The 22,034-nt window shown below is 42.4% G+C and carries 11 protein-coding genes; 8 read left to right on the forward strand and 3 right to left on the reverse strand.

All coding sequences use genetic code 11. The features are described 5' to 3' along the window. The first annotated feature begins 136 nt into the window (after positions 1-136). The 5 genes from proC to H3299_RS13665 all read left to right on the forward strand — a co-directional run bounded on the left by proC (position 137) and on the right by H3299_RS13665 (position 7,138). On the forward strand, positions 137-946 hold the full coding sequence (gene proC / locus H3299_RS13645) for a pyrroline-5-carboxylate reductase (RefSeq protein WP_182418177.1): 810 nt from the start codon (positions 137-139) through the stop codon (positions 944-946). Between the two features lie 162 nt (positions 947-1,108). Further along, on the forward strand, positions 1,109-1,765 hold the full coding sequence (msrA, locus tag H3299_RS13650; RefSeq protein WP_182418178.1) for a peptide-methionine (S)-S-oxide reductase MsrA: 657 nt from the start codon (positions 1,109-1,111) through the stop codon (positions 1,763-1,765). Positions 1,766-2,220: 455 nt separating this feature from the next. Further along, positions 2,221-4,938 (forward strand): preprotein translocase subunit SecA, encoded by a 2,718-nt coding sequence (gene secA, locus H3299_RS13655; protein WP_182418179.1) that lies wholly within the window; start codon positions 2,221-2,223, stop codon positions 4,936-4,938. Between the two features lie 203 nt (positions 4,939-5,141). Beyond that, entirely contained in the window at positions 5,142-5,555 is a 414-nt protein-coding gene (locus H3299_RS13660) for a Fur family transcriptional regulator (RefSeq protein ID WP_182419781.1), read from the forward strand. 650 nt (positions 5,556-6,205) lie between these two features. Next, entirely contained in the window at positions 6,206-7,138 is a 933-nt protein-coding gene (locus H3299_RS13665) for a ribose-phosphate pyrophosphokinase (RefSeq protein ID WP_182418180.1), read from the forward strand. Between the two features lie 128 nt (positions 7,139-7,266). On the opposite strand, the gene H3299_RS13670 is transcribed toward H3299_RS13665, so the two are convergent. From H3299_RS13670 to H3299_RS13680, 3 genes are all read right to left on the reverse strand, one after another. Beyond that, a complete protein-coding gene (locus tag H3299_RS13670; RefSeq protein ID WP_182418181.1) occupies positions 7,267-7,413 on the reverse strand; it encodes a hypothetical protein in 147 nt (48 codons plus the stop codon). Positions 7,414-7,931: 518 nt separating this feature from the next. Further along, on the reverse strand, positions 7,932-8,240 hold the full coding sequence (locus H3299_RS13675; RefSeq protein WP_182418182.1) for a hypothetical protein: 309 nt from the start codon (positions 8,238-8,240) through the stop codon (positions 7,932-7,934). A 271-nt stretch (positions 8,241-8,511) separates the two neighbouring features. Further along, positions 8,512-9,312 carry a glucose 1-dehydrogenase gene (locus H3299_RS13680; RefSeq protein WP_246708084.1) on the reverse strand — a complete coding sequence of 267 codons (801 nt, stop codon included), beginning with the start codon at positions 9,310-9,312 and terminating at the stop codon, positions 8,512-8,514. Positions 9,313-9,729: 417 nt separating this feature from the next. Here H3299_RS13680 and zwf point away from each other — a divergent pair, with 417 nt between their 5' ends. The 3 genes from zwf to H3299_RS13695 all read left to right on the forward strand — a co-directional run bounded on the left by zwf (position 9,730) and on the right by H3299_RS13695 (position 21,799). Then, positions 9,730-11,205 carry a glucose-6-phosphate dehydrogenase gene (gene zwf, locus H3299_RS13685; RefSeq protein ID WP_182418183.1) on the forward strand — a complete coding sequence of 492 codons (1,476 nt, stop codon included), beginning with the start codon at positions 9,730-9,732 and terminating at the stop codon, positions 11,203-11,205. Between the two features lie 10 nt (positions 11,206-11,215). After that, positions 11,216-12,082 carry a 6-phosphogluconolactonase gene (gene pgl / locus H3299_RS13690; RefSeq protein ID WP_182418184.1) on the forward strand — a complete coding sequence of 289 codons (867 nt, stop codon included), beginning with the start codon at positions 11,216-11,218 and terminating at the stop codon, positions 12,080-12,082. 1,098 nt (positions 12,083-13,180) lie between these two features. Next, positions 13,181-21,799, forward strand: coding sequence for a GH36-type glycosyl hydrolase domain-containing protein (locus H3299_RS13695; RefSeq protein WP_182418185.1), 8,619 nt, complete (start codon positions 13,181-13,183; stop codon positions 21,797-21,799). Positions 21,800-22,034: the final 235 nt, after the last annotated feature.

Here is a 22,034-nt window from a genome sequence, read left to right on the forward strand (position 1 = left end):
ACAAAATGGGCGCATTTTGGTTTTTATAAAAACAGTGTTTGAACTATTTCGGCTTCAAGCCTATGGTCGCTTTTAAGCATGATGCAAAATATCAAGATTTCTGTTTTAAAACAGGATCAAATAGAAAGATGATGAGATGAGCAATAATATTGTGTTGGTTGGTTGTGGTAATATGGGGCGTGCCATGGTTGAGGGCTGGCTTCATAAAAAAGTCGCTAAGCCCGACCAGATTCATGTTGTTGAACCAAATGAAGAGTTGCGCCAACGCGCTCAAGAGCTTGGCGTTCATGTTTATGACGATGCGCAGGGCATTGGCGAAAATGTCGCTGTTGATTATGTATTGTTTGCCGTAAAACCGCAGGTGTTTGACAAGATTGCCCCAGCCTATCAAAAATTTGCAAATAAAGCTGCCTTTGTCAGCATTATGGCTGGTGTAAAAATTGCAAAATTTACCGAGCTACTTGGTGAAAAAACAGCTGTAGTGCGCACAATGCCGAATACACCTGCCGCAATTGGTGAAGGCATGTTGGTCTATTGCATCAACGACCATGTTAATGCTGGCCAAGAAGAGTTTGTTCGCGCGCTTTTACATGCAAATGGTGAAGTTGCTAAGGTTGAAGAAGATCAAATGGATGCCGTCACCGGTCTTTCTGGTTCTGGTCCCGCTTATGTTTTCCATATGATTGAGTGTTTAGCGCGCGCTGGTATGGAGGTTGGTCTTGATGAAGATACCGCTTTGTTGCTTGCTCGCCAAACCGTAAAAGGCGCAGGTATTTTGGCCGCCAGTTCGCCTGAAATGCCATCGCTCTTGCGTGAGCGCGTCACCAGTCCTAATGGTACAACAGCTGCAGGTCTTGCCGTTTTAATGGGTGATAAGCGCATGGAAAATATGATTGTTGAATGCGTAAAAGCTGCTTGTGAACGCTCGAAAGAGCTTGGCAACTAAAATTTCATTGAAAGAAATAACAAGGGTGCATTGGAAACAAATGCACCCAATTTTGCAGATGCTTATTTGAAAGCTATATGGCAATAATAAAATTGAGCCGGTACTTTATTTCATATTAACAATTTACCATTTAATACGAATACAAAGCTTAAGGAGCATTCTATGACATCATCTGGTTTTGATAAGTCTAAAATGCCGCAGGGTGATGAAATTTTACCCGGTCGGTCTCATGCAATCGCCACTGCAGACAAGCATTTCGTTAATGGTGAGCCACTTAAAGGCGAATGGCAATCGCCGTTAAAAAGCATTTATCTTGGTATGGGGTGTTTTTGGGGCGCCGAGCGGCTGTTTTGGTCCTTGCCAGGAGTGATCGTGACAAGTGTTGGCTATGCAGGAGGCACAACGCCTAATCCCACTTATGAGGAAGTATGCTCCGGCCGCACAGGACACACTGAGGTGGTCGAGGTTGTTTATGATGAAAGCAAAATTGACCTTAAACAGATTTTAAAACTGTTTTGGGAAGAACATGATCCGACCCAATTTATGCGTCAAGGCAATGATATGGGTAATAATTATCGCTCTGCCATTTATGTAAATGATGATGATCAGCTTGCTATTGTTGAACAAAGTGCCAAAGATTATGGCAACGCCCTTCATCAACGTGGCTTAGGTGATATTGTTACCGAAATAAAAATGCATATTCCTTACTATTATGCCGAAGCTTATCATCAGCAATATCTTGCTAAAAACCCCAATGGTTATTGTGGTTTACAAGGCACGGGCGTATCTTGCCCTATTGGTCTTGGCGTCAAAGCTTAAAATGACTTAGTTACGCCCTTTATTGTGCCACAAAATTATAATAATTCTATTATAATTAGTTGTTCTTTAAGCACTTTGTAATGGCGATTTTAGCTATATATATTGACAATTTGGTTATTGCTTCTTATCTGTCAAGAAATTTCTATATTCTGTTTATATAGTAATTTCTTGAAAAATCGGGGTTGATGGCTTTATCCATCAAAGGCAAAGATTTGATTTAGTTTTTTTTAATGTTTCACGTGAAATAGCTATAATTGCTTTTTTAGTGAAATTATTAAAAGCTTAAGATTATTCAAGTCATTATTTGGTTTTTAAAGCAGGTTTTATAATGACATGCACTTTTGTGAGTTGCATTATAGTTGTTGCACTTATAAAAGCTGTTTAGGTTTAAAAGTGGTTTACTTGGATTAATACTTAATCCAAGTGGTTTTATTTAAGAATGGAAAGGACCAGTAATGGTCAGTTTAGGTGGTTTGGCTCGCAGACTTTTTGGCTCAGCGCATGAGCGCCGTGTTAAAAGTTTGCGCCCGCGTGTTGCGCAAATTAATGCGCTTGAACAGCAGGTTTCTGCCCTTAGTGATGACGAGTTGCGTGCAAAGACTGCCGAATTCAAACAACGTCTTGCTGATGGCGCCACACTGGACAGTTTGTTGAATGAAGCTTTTGCAACCATACGTGAAGCATCAAAACGTGTCATGGGTATGCGCCCTTTTGATGTGCAGCTTATAGGCGGCATGGTTTTGCATGAACGTGGTATTGCTGAAATGCGTACCGGTGAAGGTAAAACCCTAACGGCTACCTTGCCAATTTATCTTAATGCCCTTGAAGGTAAGGGTGTTCATGTTGTTACGGTGAATGATTATCTTGCTAGCCGCGATGCGCAAACCATGCGCCCACTTTTTGGCTTTTTAGGGCTAACCACTGGCGTTATCGTTCATGATCTTGACAATGATCAACGCCGTGCTGCTTATAATTGCGATATTACCTATGCCACCAATAATGAACTTGGCTTTGATTATCTGCGCGATAATATGGCTTTTGAGCGCGGCCAGATGGTTCAACGCGAACATAATTACGCGATTGTTGATGAGGTCGATTCTATTTTGATCGATGAGGCGCGTACGCCGCTTATTATTTCAGGACCGCTTGAAGATCGCTCTGATTTTTATACCCTTATTGACAAGTTTATTTTGCCGTTGGTGCCAGAAGATTATGAAATTGATGAAAAGCAAAAGACATCAACTTTCACCGAAGAAGGTACGGAAAAGCTAGAAAAGCTTTTGGCAGAAGCTGGTTATTTAAAAGCTGAAGGGCTTTATGACATTGAAAATGTCACCATTGTCCATCACCTTAATAATGCTTTGAAAGCCCATAAACTCTTCCAACGCGATAAAGACTACATCGTCCGCAATGATGAAATTGTCATTATTGATGAGTTTACTGGGCGTATGATGCCGGGTCGGCGTTATTCTGAAGGCTTGCATCAGGCTTTGGAAGCCAAAGAAAACGTCAAGATTCAGCCCGAAAACCAAACGCTTGCATCTATCACGTTCCAAAATTACTTCCGCATGTATAAAAAACTTGCTGGTATGACTGGTACGGGTGCAACGGAAGCTGAAGAATTTGCCAGCACCTATGGGCTTGATGTTATTGAAATTCCAACCAATGTTCCGGTTATCCGTATTGATGAAGATGATGTTATTTATCGCTCCATCGAGGATAAAACCAAGGCGATTGTTAAAGATATTCGCGAGGCGCATGCCAAGCATCAGCCAGTACTTGTTGGTACCACCTCGATTGAAAAATCGGAGCATCTTGCCGACCGTCTTCGCAAGGAAGGTATTACTGATCTAAAAGTGCTCAATGCTCGTTACCATGAGCAGGAAGCCTATATTGTTGCACAAGCAGGTGTACCAGGTGCGATCACTATTGCGACCAATATGGCAGGTCGCGGTACTGATATTCAGCTTGGCGGTAATGCCGATATGCGTATTAGCCAGGAATTGGCTGATATTCCTGAAGGACCAGAGCGCGATGAAATGGCAAAAGCCATTCGTGAAGATATTGCGCGCTTGAAGGAAGTTGCGCTAAAAGCTGGTGGTCTTTATGTTCTTGCAACCGAGCGTCATGAAAGCCGCCGTATTGATAACCAGTTGCGTGGTCGTTCTGGACGTCAGGGTGACCCTGGTCGTTCTAAGTTCTTCCTTTCAACCGAAGACGATCTTTTACGCATTTTCGGTTCTTCCAAACTTGGCGCTTTGGTGCAAAAATTTGGCTTTGAAGAAGGCGAACCAATTACCCATCCTTGGATGAATAAGGCGCTTGAAAAGGCGCAAAAAAAGGTTGAAGCTCGTAACTTCGAAATTCGTAAGAACCTGCTTAAATATGACGATGTGATGAATGACCAACGAAAAGTGGTCTTTGAGCAGCGTAATGAAGTATTAGACTCAACCGATCTTCATGAACTCATCGCTGAAATGCGTGAGGAAGTGATTGATAATATGGTTGATCATTATATTCCTGCAGGTACTTATTCTGAACAGTGGAAGCCGGCGGAACTTGCTGAAGATCTGCGCCAGACCTTGCATCTTGACTTACCAATTGAAGATTGGTCCCATGAAGAAGGTATTGGTGAAGAGCAAATCCTTGAGCGGGTTCGCGAAGCACTTGAGGCACGCGTAAAAGAACGTGACGAGCGTTTTGGTCCTGAGCTTATGCAATATTTCCAAAAAGCCATGTTGCTCGAAACAATTGATACTTTATGGCGCGAACATTTGGGCAATCTTGATCATCTTCGATCAGCTGTTGGTTTCCGTGGCTATGCGCAGCGTGATCCGCTTAATGAATATAAGACAGAATCCTTTGAGCTGTTCCAAAACATGCTAATTAATTTGCGCCGCGATGTGGTGTCGAAATTAATGCGCTTTGAAATTATTCAAGAAGCCCCTTCCCCACAATTGCCGCCGATGACTGAAAATCATCCTGAAGCTGACGAATTTGGTTCTTTTGAAGAAGCGGCGCTTGCGATACCTTTTGAAGAAGAAAGGATCGTTGATCCTGCTGATCGTGACGCAAATGATCCTGAAACTTGGGGCAAAGTTGGTCGTAATGAGCAATGTCCTTGCGGCTCTGGCAAGAAGTATAAGCATTGTCACGGCGTACTTCGCGCATAAAATATTTGCTTCGCATTGGTGACGCATATTATTATAAGTGAAGCTTTTTATATTGGAAAACATATCCATTTTTTGCAATGGATATGTTTTTTTATTTATATAATTGATCGCAGGTTTATAATAAAATAAATATATTGGCAAAGTGTAAGGCAAACTTTAATTTAGCATGGGAAAACGGTAAGCAGGTGATGACAAAGGCAGCTATGGATCAAAAATCACGCTATGAAATGGCATTGCGCGAAGCTGGTTTACGCATCACGCGTCAAAGGCGCATCATCCTTGATTTCCTATTAAGCACCGATGATCATCCTAATGCCTTTGAAATTTTTAATAAAATCAATGCTATTGATAATACAATTTCGCTATCCACCATCTATCGCACCATGAAGGTTTTGGAAGAATGCGGTGCTATCCATCGTCTTAGTTTTGAAGGTGGCCCATCACGTTTTGAGCAAGCAGGAGGTCAGCATCACGATCACCTTATTGATATTGACAGCAATGAGATTATCGAATTTCGCTCTGACTTAATTGAAAAATTGCAAGAGGAAATTGCTCGTGAACTTGGCTATGATATTATTCATCATCGTTTTGAACTTTATGGTCGCAAACGCAAATAATTTTAAAAAAATCATTTGCTGAAATGAACAATATTTTTAGTTATTATGAGGTTGACTTATAAGCTCTTAAATCGCGGGTTTTACTGGCCTTACGTACAATGAAGTCAAATAAAGTCAACGTTTTTTTATTTACCTCCCTCCCAATCATATTGAATATGATTGTAAAGATATTTTAGTGTTTAAAACAAGATGTGTTTGAAACCCTAACACAATGCAATAGACTTAATTGTTTCATTATGAGACTTGTTTATTATCTTGCTTGGCATATTTACCACATTTATAAATTTTTTGCTAAAATGCTGTTGAATGTAAAATGTCTTATTGCATTTTATCCTCAGAACGTTAAAACGCCTTTATTGGAATTATATTAAAAACAGTCATCAACAGCCATAGGACTATGCGATGGAATATGCGGTTTTGCATGTTGCGTGATATAGGGTTTGCTATACTAGCACTTTATTTGTAACATGTATGGTAAATGACTAATTTCACTCTTCATCACCTGAAAATAAGTTTTACCAAAATCGTTTTTACCATTAATTGGAAATAGGCATTATTTTTCGCAGTCGTTAGAAGAATAATGTAAAAAAATGGCATTACTTTTTAAAAAAAGCTCTTTAGGCAAAGCAACAGTGCCAGAGGATGGACAAATGAAACTTTTCTGCGGAAATGCAAATCCACGTTTAGCTGCGGATATTGCGAAATACCTCAATATCCCTTTAGGTTCTGCGACAGTGCGCCGTTTTGCCGATCAAGAAGTTTTCGTAGAAATTCATGAAAATGTTCGTGGTAAAGACGTATTTGTTTTGCAATCCACGTCTTACCCCGCAAATGACCATTTAATGGAACTGTTGATCATGATTGATGCGTTACGCCGGTCTTCAGCTCGGCGGATCACCGCAGTTATTCCTTATTTTGGCTATGCTCGCCAAGATAGAAAGCCTGGGCCGCGCACGCCTATTTCTGCAAAATTGGTTGCTAATCTCATTACTGAAGCAGGTGCGCACCGCGTTTTGACGTTGGATCTCCATGCGGGCCAAATTCAAGGCTTTTTTGATATTCCAACCGATAATCTTTATGCGGTTCCTGTTATAGCTCGTGATGTTAAAGCCAATTATACAACCGACAATGTAATGGTCGTATCGCCTGATGTTGGCGGTGTTGTACGCGCCCGTTCTCTTGCTAAACGCATTGATGCCCAGCTTGCTATTGTTGATAAACGCCGCGAACGTCCAGGCGAATCAGAAGTGATGAATGTTATTGGTGATGTTGCGGGTAAAAACTGCTTGATGCTTGATGATATTGTCGATTCTGGTGGTACACTTTGTAATGCAGCAGAGGCCTTGTTACAAAAAGGTGCAACTAGCGTTACTGCCTATATTACCCATGGTGTGCTTTCAAGTGGCGCAGCAGCTCGTATTGGTGCATCTAAGTTGAAAGAATTGGTGATTACTGATTCTATTCAGCCCACCACTGCTATTGAACAAACCGGCAATATTCGCGTCATTTCTATTGCTAGCCTATTGGGCGAAGCTATTTCACGCACCGCGGCCGAACAATCGGTTTCCAGTCTGTTTGACTAATATTATTTATATTCCCCGTTTTTTTGCATCTGCAACGGGGAATTTTACAAAAACAGCTTGAATTAAAAAATTCACATTTAGCTATCAAATTGCACTGGCATTTATAATGTCGAGCATCATAATCATGATTAAACCGCAATATCCATGATGGTTATTGCGGTTTTAACTTGTTTAAGCTTGTCCGTTTCACTTAACTTCAATAATCTTTCAGCCTTATTGGTCATTGCGCGGCGAACCATCGCCAAAGCCATTTCTACTATAATCACCAAAAGCACTAACTAATATGCCTTGAGCAGAAGAATGAGAGCGTGTTGTATAATGATTTTCAGGAGAGCCATCACCAAAGACAGTTCGCGCGCCATTATCGAAGGACAGATTGTTTTGGCTATGATCAGTTGTAGCGATATGCGCAACATAGTTATTTTCTAACGATCCATCGCTAAAGAATATACGGCCGTTTTAAGCAAATGATGCAGAGGTTGTTGCTAAAATTGTTACTAATGTGAAAATTGATAATTTCATGATAATAATCCTTGATTTTGATTTAAAATATTTTTTTCTTATAGCTAAGAATTTAGCCAATATATTTTAGATCAGAAGACAGATTAATATCGACATATTGTATCAATTTCGTTGGCAGTCCTCATTGGCAGATTATTGGTATCATGACTAAATTGTCTTTTTTCTTCTATGCCGTGCTTTAATTGTATAGCTCAAGCAAAAACCGCTGACGGACGAGCCATACAGCGGTTTTTCAAAGAGGCAAAAATTATGCTTTTAGAGCGTAAAGCTATTAGTTAAGTGGTGAGCCATCGCCAAAACCATTTCTTCCTTCATCATTGAATGAAAAATTTGATGGGGTGTTGGACCGGTTCTGGATATTGATTGTGTAGCCGTTTTCAGGCGAGCCATCTCCAAACGCATCACGTCCATTAAAGCTGGCTGGCAAATTGCTTTTATTATTGATATTTGCCGATGCACCTTGTCCAGAAATATAAGAATTTTCAGGTGAACCATCACCAAAAAAACTGCGATTATTCTCTGCCAATGCCACAGAGCTTGTTGCCAAAATTACGACTAATGTCAAAGCTGATAATTTCATGGTGCTATTCCTTATTTGTTGTTTTAATTTAATTTTTCTTTATCTGTCATAAGGAATATATCGGAAAGACTTAATGGGGAAGCCTATTAAAATACAACGGATTGTTTCTGTTTCATGAACATTAAGTGACATTTTAAAGAATGTTTGATGGCTATCAAAAATAGGTTATGACGTTTAAAGCTTATTAAAAATGGCATCCATGAATGTGATTGCCAAGGTAAAGTGCTCAAAACAACTATTTGCAACTTAATAGCCAAAAATGATTGCCCATCTAAAGATTATAGCCGCCGTCAACGGGTATTATAGCGCCTGTTGTAAAGGATGATTGCTCACTTGCAAGCCAAAGGGCAGCATTGGCAACGTCTTGAGGGTTAGATAGGCGGCCAAGTGGAATTGAGTTGATCAATTCCTGACGTTTTTTTTCGGCAAGGCTACCATAGAAAACGTCAAAAGTTGCGGTATCCGACTGGGCTGGACATACGCAATTGACACGAATATTGTCGTGTGCGAGCTCAAGTGCTAAAGCACGTGTTGCGCTCATTACCCAGCCCTTTGCGGCACCAAACCAGCTGAAGCCAGATTGTGGTCGTTCTGCCATGGTGGCACCTAGTGTAATGATGGAGCCGCCGCCATTTTCTTTCATATGCGGGACAAGAGCTTTTACAGCATAATAAAGGGATTTAATATTGACAGCGAGTATAAGATCAAAAGTAGGCTCGTCAACATCTGTTACATCGGCTTGCGGATGGGCAAAGCCGGCATTGGCAATGAAAATATCAATTTTTTTGAAATGCTGCAGCGCCTTTGTAACCATATGATCTATATCACCTTCACGGGTTACATCAGCTTGAACTGCAATGGCGGTATTTTCTTGCGTTTTGCCAATATCAGTCACAATATGCTTGGCGATAGTATCTGCTTTTTTCAAATTAATATCGGCAAGTACCACATTGGCACCCGCTAGCGCTAATTTTTGGGCTATTGCGGCACCAAAGCCGGCCCCTGCCCCAGTAATTAATGCCGTTTTGCCTTTTAACGATAATTGGTTGTTGATATCATAATCTTTTGACAAAGTTTTCCCCTTATAAAAGGTTGGAAACGCCAACCTATCCCATGCAAATTATGGTAAGAGTTTGCCGTAAATTGGTTAACGGAAAATGATATCCGTCAAAATAAGATGGACATTTAAATTAGTTTTAGGATATCGAATAATAATTGTATATCGCGTTAAACAGTTAGATAAACTATTTTCTTTATGGAGCAATGTGATTAATATACCAATAATTGCGAAGCAGTCATGTCATATAGTTTGACTTGTTTTTCTGCTTGTGTGTTACGGATTACGTTGAATAAATATACAAAAAAACCGCATTAAATATATGAACCTTTTTAACCATAAGGGGTTTATAGAATAAATATAGGATTTTCTATTTGTAATAAATAGAGCCACTTCAACAACTGGTTAACCAATCAGGATAAGGTATTCTTCATGGCCCATGATAGTATTTCAATTCCTCCGTTTGATTGTATTGTATTTGGCGGCGCTGGCGATCTTGCTGAGCGTAAACTAATTCCCGCACTTTATCACCGCCAACTTGTTGGCCAGTTATCAGAACCTGTGCGTATTATCGGTGCCTCGCGTAGCCCGATGAGCGATGAGGAATACCGGCAATTTGCGGCTATTGCCCTTCATAAGCATGTTGCAAAAGATGATATTAATGACGAAGAGATTGAAAAGTTTTTAAAACGCCTTTCCTATGTAGCCGTTGATGCAACGAGCGATAAAGGTTGGGGCGATTTGAAGAAAAAAATCGAGGAAGCACCGGTTGATGTCCGCGCCTTTTATTTGGCGGTTGGCCCTGCTCTATTTGGTGATATTGCAGTACGGCTTGGACAAAATGGCCTTGTTACCAAGGATACGCGCATCATTGTTGAAAAGCCAATTGGTAAAAATCTTGAAACAGCGCGCGAGCTTAATGATGCAATCGGTCAAGTTTTCCAAGAAAACCAAATTTTCAGAATAGATCATTATCTTGGCAAGGAAACCGTACAAAATTTGATGGCTTTGCGCTTTGCCAATGCACTTTATGAACCATTATGGAATTCTAACCATATTGACCATGTGCAAATCACCGTTGCGGAATCGGTCGGGCTTGAGGGACGGGCAGGCTATTATGATAAAGCTGGCGCTTTGCGTGATATGGTACAAAACCACATGCTACAATTATTATGCCTTGTTGCGATGGAGCCCCCCTTTATCAATAGTGCCGATGCTGTGCGCGATGAAAAGCTAAAGGTTTTGCGGGCACTACGTACAGTCAATGCCAATAATGTGCAAACAGCTACGGTGCGTGGTCAATATATGGCTGGTGCATCGGAAAGCGGACGTGCGGCGTCTTATTTTGAGGATCTTGGCAGTGATAAAAGCAATACCGAGACTTTCGTTGCTTTGCGGGTCGATATTGATAATTGGCGCTGGGCAGGCACACCTTTTTATTTGCGCACCGGCAAGCGCATGACCAAGCGGGTGTCTGAAATTGTTGTTACTTTTAAGCCTATTCCCTATTCTATTTTTGGCGAAGATGCAGGCCCTGTGATGGCTAATCGTTTGGTTATACGATTGCAGCCTGATGAAGGTGTCAAGCAATTTATGATGTTGAAAGACCCCGGCCCGGGCGGTATGCGTTTAAGACAAATTCCGCTTGATATGAGCTTTGCCAACTCCTTTGCAGGGCGTAATCCTGATGCCTATGAGCGGCTGTTGATGGATGTTATGCGCGGCAACCAAACTTTATTCATGCGCCGCGATGAAGTTGAAGCGGCATGGAAATGGGTTGACCCAATTCTTGATGGATGGAATGAAACAAAACAACCTGCCCAAGGTTATACAGCAGGTACGTGGGGGCCGTCTGGCTCGATCGCTTTGATCGAGCGCGATGGTCGCACGTGGAATGATATGGATTGAGGCCCTTTTTATGATTGCATTACATATAGATCGCCATACTTTTGATCGACCAGAAGATCTTGCCCGTTCGCTTGCCGACCGTGTTGCAACCGAGCTTAGTTTGGCGATTAATGAACGCAACCAAGCAACTCTTGCTGTTTCTGGCGGAGAAACACCAAAGTTGTTTTTCAACTATTTATCACAGATTGATATTGCTTGGGATAAGGTTACCATAACCTTGGTTGATGAGCGTTTTGTAGCGCCTGATCATCTTCGTTCCAATGAACGGCTTGTGCGCCAACATTTATTGAAAAATTATGCAGAAAGAGCGCGTTTTATCGGGCTTTATATGCGCTCAACTACCGCAGAACTGGCTGCTTTTTCTGCGGCAAGCCGCATTAATAATATTCCTCGCCCTTTTGATGTGGTTATTCTAGGCATGGGGCTTGATGGCCATACCGCGTCATTTTTCCCAGGCGGCGACCGCTTAAAGCAAGCAATCGATCCACAATCGCGCGCCCTCGTTGTGCCAATTCACGCAAGAGGGGCGGAAGAACCGCGCCTTACACTTACTTTACCGCTATTGATCGAGGCACATTTTATTGCCCTTCATATTGAGGGTGAAGCAAAGCTCGAAAAATTTGAACAAGCTTTAGAACTTGGTGAAGCAGCTGAAATACCAGTACGTGCAGTATTGCGCAATGCGGCAACGCCAGTGCAGCTTTTCTGGTCGCCATCGACAGAAAAGGGCGAGCGCAATCCCTATCTTGCTGCGGAAAGCTATTTTGAAATGATTGAAGTGCGTGAGCAAATCGGTGAAAGTGAAGTACAACTAGATATTGAGGACTTCCTTCCAGAATTGCCATTAGGCAATAGAGAAGACAATCAGCCACAATAAATCGCTTGAATAAAGATAAGCCGTTTTTTAAGGTGTAAAACGGCTTATCCTACATACTTAAATTAAAGGCTTTTTGTCGGTATAGTCCGCTCATTATTAGATATCGGCGCTGCCTGCTGCAATTTATTCTTTCTATAGGCCATAATAAAAGTGGCTAGGGTCAGGACTTGTTTATTGAAATGGAACAGGAAAATTTTATCGATAATTTTGTCGTTCCAAGTAAAAATTTTATATTTCTTGCGTTTAAGACCTATCTTCTCCACATATTGCATATGGTCGCTATAATTATTTTTCAATTTTATCAAAGTCTTATGATCAAAAAATGCTACTAGGTTTTACCCCTTGGACAAGAGCAACATTTTATCCAATTTATGATGATGTTTCATAAAATCGGTTAGGGGAGTAGATTTATTCTAAAAATCTATGAAAGCTCGCTGCTGTGTAAATTGTAATCATTACATAGTGAAAAAAAACGTGTTGGATGATTTGGTAAATTTTAAAAATATTTCCATATTCTGTTTGTAATTATTGTAAGAACCAAATGCTAAAGTTGCTGATTGCATCTCATTGTTAGGCACGTTAGTTTTTGTAGGCTTACAATAATTATATTATTGATTTTTAATATTTTTATAAGGGATAAAATCGATTGCCAAAATTGAAATTTGCAAATAATTCAGAATGGACAGGATAGAAGGTTCTATACAGAATTGGTTAAGCTAATTGGGCGTTTATGAAATATTATTCTTTGAATTGATAGGTTTTACAGCTATTATAACGAAGGCACTCCATGCGCTTTATTTTAGATTATAAAACAAACACAAGGGAGAGCGTAAGTTGGTTGAACGCAATTTTTTTACATCTTCACCATGTTGCAATGGCTATGTTTTTAATTGCAGTATTTGGTTTGCTGATAATGGTACTGATTAGTTAATAAGTGTTTTCTTAAAAAAATATAAACAATATGTTAGGTGTTTTTTCATTTTAAACTAAATGGAAAATACTTCAGAATATGTCTTTTGAGCACCGCAAATGGATAGGCGCTTGTAAAGGTTAAAAATACGGTCTTAATCGCCTTTTTGGGCATAAGGATAGTGATTTATGGTAAAAAACATTGTATCGGGCAATTGGTTTCATTTCGGACAAGATAATTGGCAAAGCCAAAAATTAGCAGCCCGCCCTATCCGTGCGGTTTATAAATCTGCTAGTCAATTGCGCGAGCTTGCCAATGAAATGGCAGGACATGAGCCTATTTCCTTGCCTGAATATGATCCTTTTGTGTTCGGTGGCCGCCTATCAGAAGATTCCAAAATCATTCTTTATGTCTTTCGCGCAACCGATGCAGCAGCACGTAATAATGAAACGGTAACACCGGCAGCGCAATGGCTGCTTGATAATCATTACACCATTGATAAAGCTATCCAGCAAACGCGGCGCGATTTTCCGCGCGGCTTTTTAAAGCAATTGCCAGCCTATGGTAATAATGACAAGATTGCCCGTATTTTCGCAATGGCTTGGCTTTATGTTGCCCATACCGATAGTAACTTTTCTCTAGAAACCTTGACTGAAATGGTCGAGGGCTATCAAGAAAAAGAGCCATTACGTATTGGTGAATTATGGGCTTTGCCATCAGCTATCCGCTTTTTACTCATCGATAATGCTCGCCGTCTTTGCTTGCGTATCGAAAAAGCCCGCCAAATGCGTTTTAACGCTAATGAAGTGGCCGACAAAATTATTGCCATGGGTGAGGAAGACGATGTCAACGAACTTTTTGCTGGTTATCGCGAATTTTTGGGGGACACAAGTTTTGCCGCCCATTTGCTTAACCGTTTACGTGGCGCATCGGTAGATTGTAGCCGAGCCTTAACCTTGATTGATGACGAGTTAAGCAGACAAAATATTGACAGTGAAACAATCATGGCCAATGAGCATAGTCGCCAAGCAACCGGCGGCGTGACCATGGGCAACGTCATAAAGTCTTTGAAAGCGATTGATGACGTTGATTGGACGTCATGGTTTGAAAGCGTCAGCCATGTTGACTTTTTGCTGCGTAATAATAGTGATTTTTCACAAGTTGATTTTCATTCGCGTAATAATTACCGGAAAATTATTGAAAAGCTTGCTCGTCGCTCGCCCAATGATGAATTGACTGTTACCCGTAAGGCCTTAGAACTTGCCGATGAAACACGCAGCGAAGAAAATCTTAAAGCAAATCCTGCTATCCGCTCGCTTGCTTGGTTTTTAGTCGGTGAGGGGCGTCGTGGTCTTGAAAAAAAATGCGATTATCAGCCAACATTTTCTGATAAATTCATGCGTTTTTTCAAGGGACTTGGCATTTGGAATATTGCTGTTCCAGTTACCGTCCTTACTCTTGTTTTGTTGGCAATTGTCTATTGCTGTTTGCATCTTTTGGGGCTACCGCAAAGCTTTGCACTGCTATTTACTGCTTTTGCCATTTTTCCATCGATGGATATTGCTTCTGCCCTTTATAATTTGCTCATTTCATGGACGGTGGAGCCCCACCGCCTTATCGGTTACGAATATAAGGATGGCATTCCTGAAGATGCCCGCACATTGGTAGTGGTGCCAACCATGATCAATTCGCGCGATAGTGTTGATGAGCAGGTGCGTAATCTTGAAGTGCATTATCTAAATAATCCCAATGGCGCAATTGGCTTTGTATTGTTAAGCGACTGGCCCGATGCCAAAGAAGAAGAAACTAAGGAAGATCTTGATCTTCTGGATTATGCTCGCGATGCCATCGCCAAATTAAACCACCATTATTTTGGTGATAATGTACCGCAATTCTTCATTTTGCACCGCCGCCGCTTATATAATAAAAGCGAAGGCTGCTTTATGGGCTGGGAGCGTAAGCGCGGTAAGTTGCACGAGCTTAATCTTTTATTACGCGGCGATCAAGATACATCATTTTTTCCCATCGACCCCAATTTACCGCGCAATGTGCGTTATATCATGACACTTGATTCCGATACGCGTTTAACGCCGGATTCAGTTACATTGATGGTGGGTAAATTATCTCATCCAATCAATCGTCCCGTTCATGATCCAAAAACCAATAATGTTATTTCCGGTTATGGTATTTTGCAGCCACGGGTAACACCATCGCTCACCACCGGTGAAGAAGCATCGTTCTTGCAACGTGTATTTTCGCTAAATCGCGGTATTGACCCTTATGTCTTTGCGGTTTCTGATACTTATCAGGATTTGCTAGGCGAGGGTAGTTTTACCGGTAAGGGGCTTTATGATATTGATGCCTTTGAACGCGCCATGGATGGCCGCATTGATGAAAATGCCGTTCTAAGCCATGACTTGCTTGAAGGTGGCTATGCACGTGCGGCTCTCGTTACCGATGTTGAAGTAATTGAAGACTATCCAACCGCCTATCAAGTTGACGCTGCCCGTCATCACCGTTGGGTGCGTGGCGATTGGCAACTCTTGCCTTATTTGTTTAAAAATCGTGGTATTAGCCTTATCACCCGCTGGAAAATGCAGGACAATTTGCGCAGGTCACTAACACCGCTTTTATGGTGTGCTGCCTCGATTGCTGGTTGGTGTTTAATGCCGTTATCAACGGCACTTTTATGGCAGGCATTTTTGCTTATTGGCATGTTTATTGCGCCAACCTTGGGTGTATTGCGCGGCATAATCTCGATTAATCGTGATTATTCAATGCGCGGCCATTTACAGGCGGTATTAACCAGCATTTCATCAAATACCGCAGAGGCTACTTTGCGGGTTACCTTTATTGCTCACACCGCTTATTATATGGTGGACGCAATAATTCGCACCCTTTATCGGCTTGGCATTTCTCATCATAATTTATTGGAATGGCGTTCATCGGCTGCAACAAAATCGGGGCCTAATAATTTAATCTCTTATATTGGTCTTATGTGGCCAGCAAGTATTATTGGTCTTTTTGCCATTGCCTTGCCAATTTTATTAACCGCACCTGCCGCATTACTTGCCCTTCCTTTTGGTCTTGTTTGGTTTTTTTCACCCTTTATCGCTTGGATTGTTAGCCGCTCGGCTGCAGTACAAGATTCGCTTGAACTTCATGCCAGCGATAAAGCAGAACTTCGCCGTATTGCACGGCGCACTTGGCTGTATTATGAAACATTTGCCGATGAGGAAAATAACTTCCTTCCTCCTGATAATTTTCAAGAAGAACCAGAACCAATTGTTGCCAAGCGCACATCGCCCACCAATATTGGTGTTTATTTGCTAGCAATTGTTTCAGCCCGTGATTTTGGTTGGATTAGTTTTAGTGATACTTTGCGCCGTCTAGAGCTTTCGCTTGAAACCCTTGGCAAGCTAGAAAAATATCAAGGCCATCTTTATAATTGGTATGAAACCGATAGTTTGCGTCCATTATTGCCGCTTTATGTTTCAACTGTCGATTCGGGCAATCTTGCCGGCCATTTGGTCACCCTATCATCAGCCTTGCGTTCTTGGGCGGAAGCGCCTGCCGTTTATGTACAAAGCGATTTTGCCGGTCTTAATGATGTCAATGATATTATTGAGGAAGCCTTGGCGGAAATTCCAAATGATCGGCGTGTTTTACGCCCCTTACGCGCGCGTATTTTTGACCGGACACAAAACTTCCGCCGTGCTGTTTTCCAATTATTGAATGAGCCGGAAACCGCAACCTTCCGTATTCATGATATCAGCCTAATGGCAAGTGATATTGCAAAATTGGTACGCGAACTTGACAGCGAATTGCATAGCAGCCGCTCTGCGCAAGCTTTGGCTTGGGCCGAACGTTTGTTAGACACTTGCGCCGCCCATGAACAGGATATAACCGGCGACCATGATAGCGATTTCTTGCGGGCACACTTAATCCGTCTTGCCGAGCAAGCGCGTCAATATGCCTTTGATATGAAATTTGATTTCCTTGAACGCAAGGAACGCCGTTTATTATCCATTGGCTACCGCGTTCAAGAAAACGAGCTTGATGAAAGCTGCTATGATTTGTTAGCTTCAGAAGCACGGCTTTCAAGCCTATTTGCGATTGCTAAGGGCGATCTTAAGGTTGAGCATTGGTTCCGTCTTGGTCGTTTGCTTGTACCTGTTGGCTGGAAAGGCGCTTTGTTATCTTGGTCTGGCTCAATGTTTGAGTATTTGATGCCACCTTTGGTGATGCGTGAGCCGCTTGGCTCGCTGCTTGACCAGACCAACCGACTTGTTGTGCGTGAGCAAATTCGCTATGCGCGTGAACGCTCATTACCTTGGGGCATATCGGAAGCGGCATTTAATGCGCGCGACCAGCAGATGAATTATCAATATGGTCCCTTTGGTGTACCAAGTCTTGGCCTTAAACGCGGCCTATCGCGTAATGCGGTTATTGCCCCTTATGCAAGCCTATTAGCTGCGCAATATAGCCCAAGTGAAGCAGTTAGCAATTTGCGTAATTTGCGCCAAATTGGTGCTTTGGGACAATATGGCTTTTATGATGCGGTTGATTTTACCCCAGCGCGTGTACCTGAGGGTAAGCATTGTGCAATAGTGCATAATTATTATGCCCACCATCACGGCATGTCTATTCTTGCTATATCCAATGTCATTTTTGATGGCATTATGCGCGAGCGTTTTCATTCTGATCCGGTAATTGAAGCAACTGAGCTTTTATTGCAAGAAAAAGCACCGCGTGAAATTCCCGTTGTCCATGCCAAAACTGCAAATCCCATGCGCTCCGATGCAGGCGGCTTTGAAGATGCACCAATGCGCATTATCAATGATCCATTGGCGGCAGCGCGTGAAACCTTATTATTATCTAACGGCAGCTATAATGTCATGCTCACTTCAAAGGGCGCAGGCTATAGCCGTTGGAATGATATAATGGTGACCCGTTTTGAGGCCGATAGCGCCCAAGACCAACAAGGAACTTTCTTATTCTTGCGCGATGTGTCAACTGGCCGGTGGTGGTCGGCAACCAGTGAGCCAACCCGTGTCAGCGAGGAAGATTGTCTTTGTGTATTCACCGCTGAAAAAGCGGAATATCACAAAACCGTTGATGGCATAAAATCAACCGTTGAAGTGATTGTTGCTTCTGAGGGCGATGGTGAGGGACGGCGAATTGAGCTTATCAATACCACGGGCAAAGATCGCATTATCGAGATTACCTCTTATGGCGAACTTGTTTTAACCACCGCAGATACTGACGCAGCCCATCCAGTTTTCTCGCGCATGTTTGTGGAAACAGAAATTGCGGATGACGGCGCAACTATATTTGCCCATCGCCGTAAGCGTAGCCCCAATGATCGCGATATTTATGTAAGCCATTTTGTTACCGATGCGGCAGGTGCTATCCGTGAGGCGGAAGCTGAAACAGATCGCGCTGCCTTTATCGGCCGTGGTAGAACCGTCTGGCGACCAACTATTTTTGATCGTGATAAGACATTTGTTGGTTCATCAGGCTGTGTGCTTGACCCCATTGCTGCTATTCGCTGCAAGGTTCGCGTGCCCGCCCACAAAAAAATTGACCTCGTCTTTTGGACACTTGTTGCCGATAATCGTGAAAAGCTAGAAAATAACATTGCTTATTATCGCCAACCAAATGCCTTCCCGCGTGAATTTGCAGTGGCTTGGACGCGTTCGCAAGTGACTTTATATCAGGTTGGCATTACACCAAAGCAAGCGCTTGATTATCAAAAATATGCTGGCTATCTCATCTATCCTGAGCGGCCTTGGCTGCCATCAGAGCGCATTGCAACCGGTCTTGGTAAGCAATCTGACCTTTGGCCAATGTCAATATCGGGTGACTATCCAATTTTCGTTTTACGCATTAGCAATGAAACCGATATTGGCATTTTACAAAATTTGCTACGCGCCCATGAATTTTGGCGCACACGCGGCTTGATTGTTGATTGCGTTGTTTTAAATGAGCGTGCTTTTTCCTATGCTCAAGACACACAGCGCGCTATTGATTGGATGTGTGAAGGGTACCGTAATCGCTCCAATGATAGTAATGGAAAGCCTCATATCTTTACCATTCGCCGCGACCAAATTAGTGATGCAAGTTTTGATACTTTACTTAGCAGCGCTCGCATTGTTCTTCATGCCGCTAATGGTACCTTGGCAGAACAGTTAAAGCGCATGGAAAGCATTGCCAATGATCCAATCAATGGCAAGCTTTCAAATGGTGTTGGTAATGACAAAGCATTAGGTAAATCTACGCCACATAATAGCCTCATCATTGCTAATGCTAGCGATGAAACAAGTTTGATTGATAAAGAAGCCAATATAAAACCAAAGGCAACAGCTATCGGCCTTATCAGTAAGGTTGATGATCGGCGCTTTGCCAATGGCAAGGATTTGCAATTCTGGAATAATTATGGTGGCTTTGATAGTGATGGTAGCTATGTCACGCGTCTTATTGGTGCCAATACCACGCCTCATCCTTGGATCAATGTCATTAGCAATGAGCATTTTGGCATGCATGTTTCAAGCGAAGGCGCAAGTTTCACTTGGGCTGGTAATAGCCGCGATTATCAATTAACGCGCTGGGCGAATGACCCAGTTTCAAATCGCCCCGGTGAAGCGCTCTATATTGTTGATCGTGATAGTTTGCGCAGTTTCTCACCAGTATCTGCGGTGGAACGCGATCATAATGTGGTTTATGAAGCGCGTCACGGGCAGGGCTATTCGCAATTCTCGTCAACCCATGACAAGGTGGATTATCAGTTAACCCATATTGTTGACCCGGTTAATCCGGTAAAATTGTCAAGATTGACGATTAAAAACAACTCGACCACGAAAAGGCGCCTACGTCTTTATCATTATACCGAATGGGTTTTGGGATCAGTACGCGCTAAAAATGCTCCTTACATTGTACCAACTCATGATAAGGCGCGCGGTGCTTTATTCGTCCGCAATCCTTATCAAACTGAAAAAGCTGATTTTGTAAGCTTTGTTGCCGCTTCAATTAAGCCAAGCAGTGTTAGCGCAGACCGTAACGAGTTTATTGGTCCATTGGGAGTGATTGAGCATCCGCAAGCTATCCGCGATGCAAAAGACCTTTCTAATCGTGTTGAAGCTGGACTTGATCCTTGTAGCGCATTTGCAGTTGATATTGAAATCGCTGCCGGTGAAACAACAGAGGTTATTTTTTATCTTGGCAATGGCAATAATATTGATCAGGCTAGAGTTGTTTTGGATGAAGCAAAAAAATCAAATTTTGCCGATCTATTGGCCAAGCAAAAACAATTTTGGCGCGATTTTACCGCACCTTTACAGGTAAAAACGCCAGATCCATCTTTTGATATGATGGTCAATCACTGGTTGCCTTATCAAGCCTATGCTTGCCGCATTATGGCGCGTGCTGCTTTTTATCAAGCAAGTGGTGCCTTTGGTTTCCGCGATCAACTGCAGGATACTTTATCCATGCTGTTGCTCGAGCCTAACCTTGCTAGTGAGCAATTAATCAATGCCGCATCACGCCAGTTTAAAGAAGGTGATGTTCAGCATTGGTGGTTGCCGCAATCTGGATCAGGTGTACGCACGCTTATTTCAGATGACGTAGTATGGCTTGGCTATGGCGTGTCGCTTTATGTTAAAGTTACAGGCAATAACGATATTTTAGACCAGAAGATCGCCTTTATCGAAGGAGAATTATTAAACAAAGGCCAGCATGATTCCTACTTCACGCCAGAGCGCTCAGGGTTAAGTGTTTCGCTCTATGATCATTGCGCTTTGGCGCTTGATTTAGCGATAAAACGTACCGGCGAAAATGGTTTGCCACTCATGCTAGGTGGCGACTGGAATGACGGTATGAATCTCGTTGGCATTGAAGGCAAGGGCGAAAGCGTTTGGCTTGGCTGGTTCCTTTGTGCCACTTTGCAACAATTCATTCCCCTTGCCAAAGCACGCGGCGATGAAGCCCATGTTAATGCTTGGAATGGTCATCTTGAACAATTAACCAAGGCCTTGCATGATAATGCGTGGGACGGCGAATGGTATCGCCGCGGTTTTTATGATGATGGCGCACCGCTTGGTTCGCATTTGAGCGATGAATGTAAAATTGACACCATTGCCCAGTCATGGAGTGTCTTGTCAGGTGTTGCCGCACCAGATCGCCAAGAACAAGCTATGGCATCTATGCTTGAGCATCTGCTCGATGAAGAGGGCGGCCTTATCCGTCTATTCTGGCCACCTTTTGATAAAACAGTACAAGAACCGGGCTATATTAAAGGCTATCCACCGGGCGTTCGCGAAAATGGTGGCCAGTATACTCATGGCGCTTTATGGAGCATTTTGGCATTGGCAAAAATGGGTAAAGCCGATGACGCCTATAAGGTATTTTCCATGGTCAATCCCATTAGCCATGGCCAAAAGCCTGAAATCTATAAGGTTGAGCCTTATGCTATAGCGGCTGATATTTATTCAGTTGAGCCAAGGCGCGGGCAGGGTGGTTGGACGTGGTATACGGGCTCAGCGGGTTGGTTCTATCGCGCCGCAACCGAGGCCATTTTGGGTATTCGTAAAGAGGCCGACCGGCTTTATATTAATCCATCTATTCCAAGTGATTGGAAACAGTTCAAGATTGATTATAAAAATGGTGATGCTATTTACCACATAACCGTTACGCCAAAGGGTAGCGAGTTGAAGATCTGTATAGATGAGAAGGATATAATAGCCAATGAGGGCATTAAGCTTGAAGAAAATGGCGAGTTTAATGTAACTGTTTCAATTCCTAAATTATAGGTTCTTGCCTTACAGTAAGTGCTTTTATTTTGGCCAAAATAAAAAAAAGCCCTTTGCCTGTAATAACAGTCAAAGGGCTTTTTTTGGCGTCGACTTTTTTAGCAAAAATCTGCCATTTTTAATTTAAAGTATTTTATGGGAAACCTTTATAAAAAGGTGCGTTTTTAAAATAGATGCATGGCTTAGCGCAAAAATAGCCCGCTTTCTACTGAGTTATTACGTTTTTTAATGCTAA

The organism is Bartonella sp. HY038, assembly GCF_014117425.1.
Taxonomy (GTDB): Bacteria; Pseudomonadota; Alphaproteobacteria; order Rhizobiales; family Rhizobiaceae; genus HY038.

What these genes read in the sequence shown, in the direction of transcription:
- secA (WP_182418179.1), top strand. Translation starts at nt 2,221, where the DNA reads ATGGTCAGTTTAGGTGGTTTGGCTCGCAGACTTTTTGGCTCAGCGCAT.
- proC (WP_182418177.1), top strand. Translation starts at nt 137, where the DNA reads ATGAGCAATAATATTGTGTTGGTTGGTTGTGGTAATATGGGGCGTGCC.
- zwf (WP_182418183.1), top strand. Translation starts at nt 9,730, where the DNA reads ATGGCCCATGATAGTATTTCAATTCCTCCGTTTGATTGTATTGTATTT.
- H3299_RS13695 (WP_182418185.1), top strand. Translation starts at nt 13,181, where the DNA reads ATGGTAAAAAACATTGTATCGGGCAATTGGTTTCATTTCGGACAAGAT.
- pgl (WP_182418184.1), top strand. Translation starts at nt 11,216, where the DNA reads ATGATTGCATTACATATAGATCGCCATACTTTTGATCGACCAGAAGAT.
- H3299_RS13665 (WP_182418180.1), top strand. Translation starts at nt 6,206, where the DNA reads ATGAAACTTTTCTGCGGAAATGCAAATCCACGTTTAGCTGCGGATATT.
- H3299_RS13675 (WP_182418182.1), bottom strand. Translation starts at nt 8,240, where the DNA reads ATGAAATTATCAGCTTTGACATTAGTCGTAATTTTGGCAACAAGCTCT.
- msrA (WP_182418178.1), top strand. Translation starts at nt 1,109, where the DNA reads ATGACATCATCTGGTTTTGATAAGTCTAAAATGCCGCAGGGTGATGAA.
- H3299_RS13660 (WP_182419781.1), top strand. Translation starts at nt 5,142, where the DNA reads ATGGATCAAAAATCACGCTATGAAATGGCATTGCGCGAAGCTGGTTTA.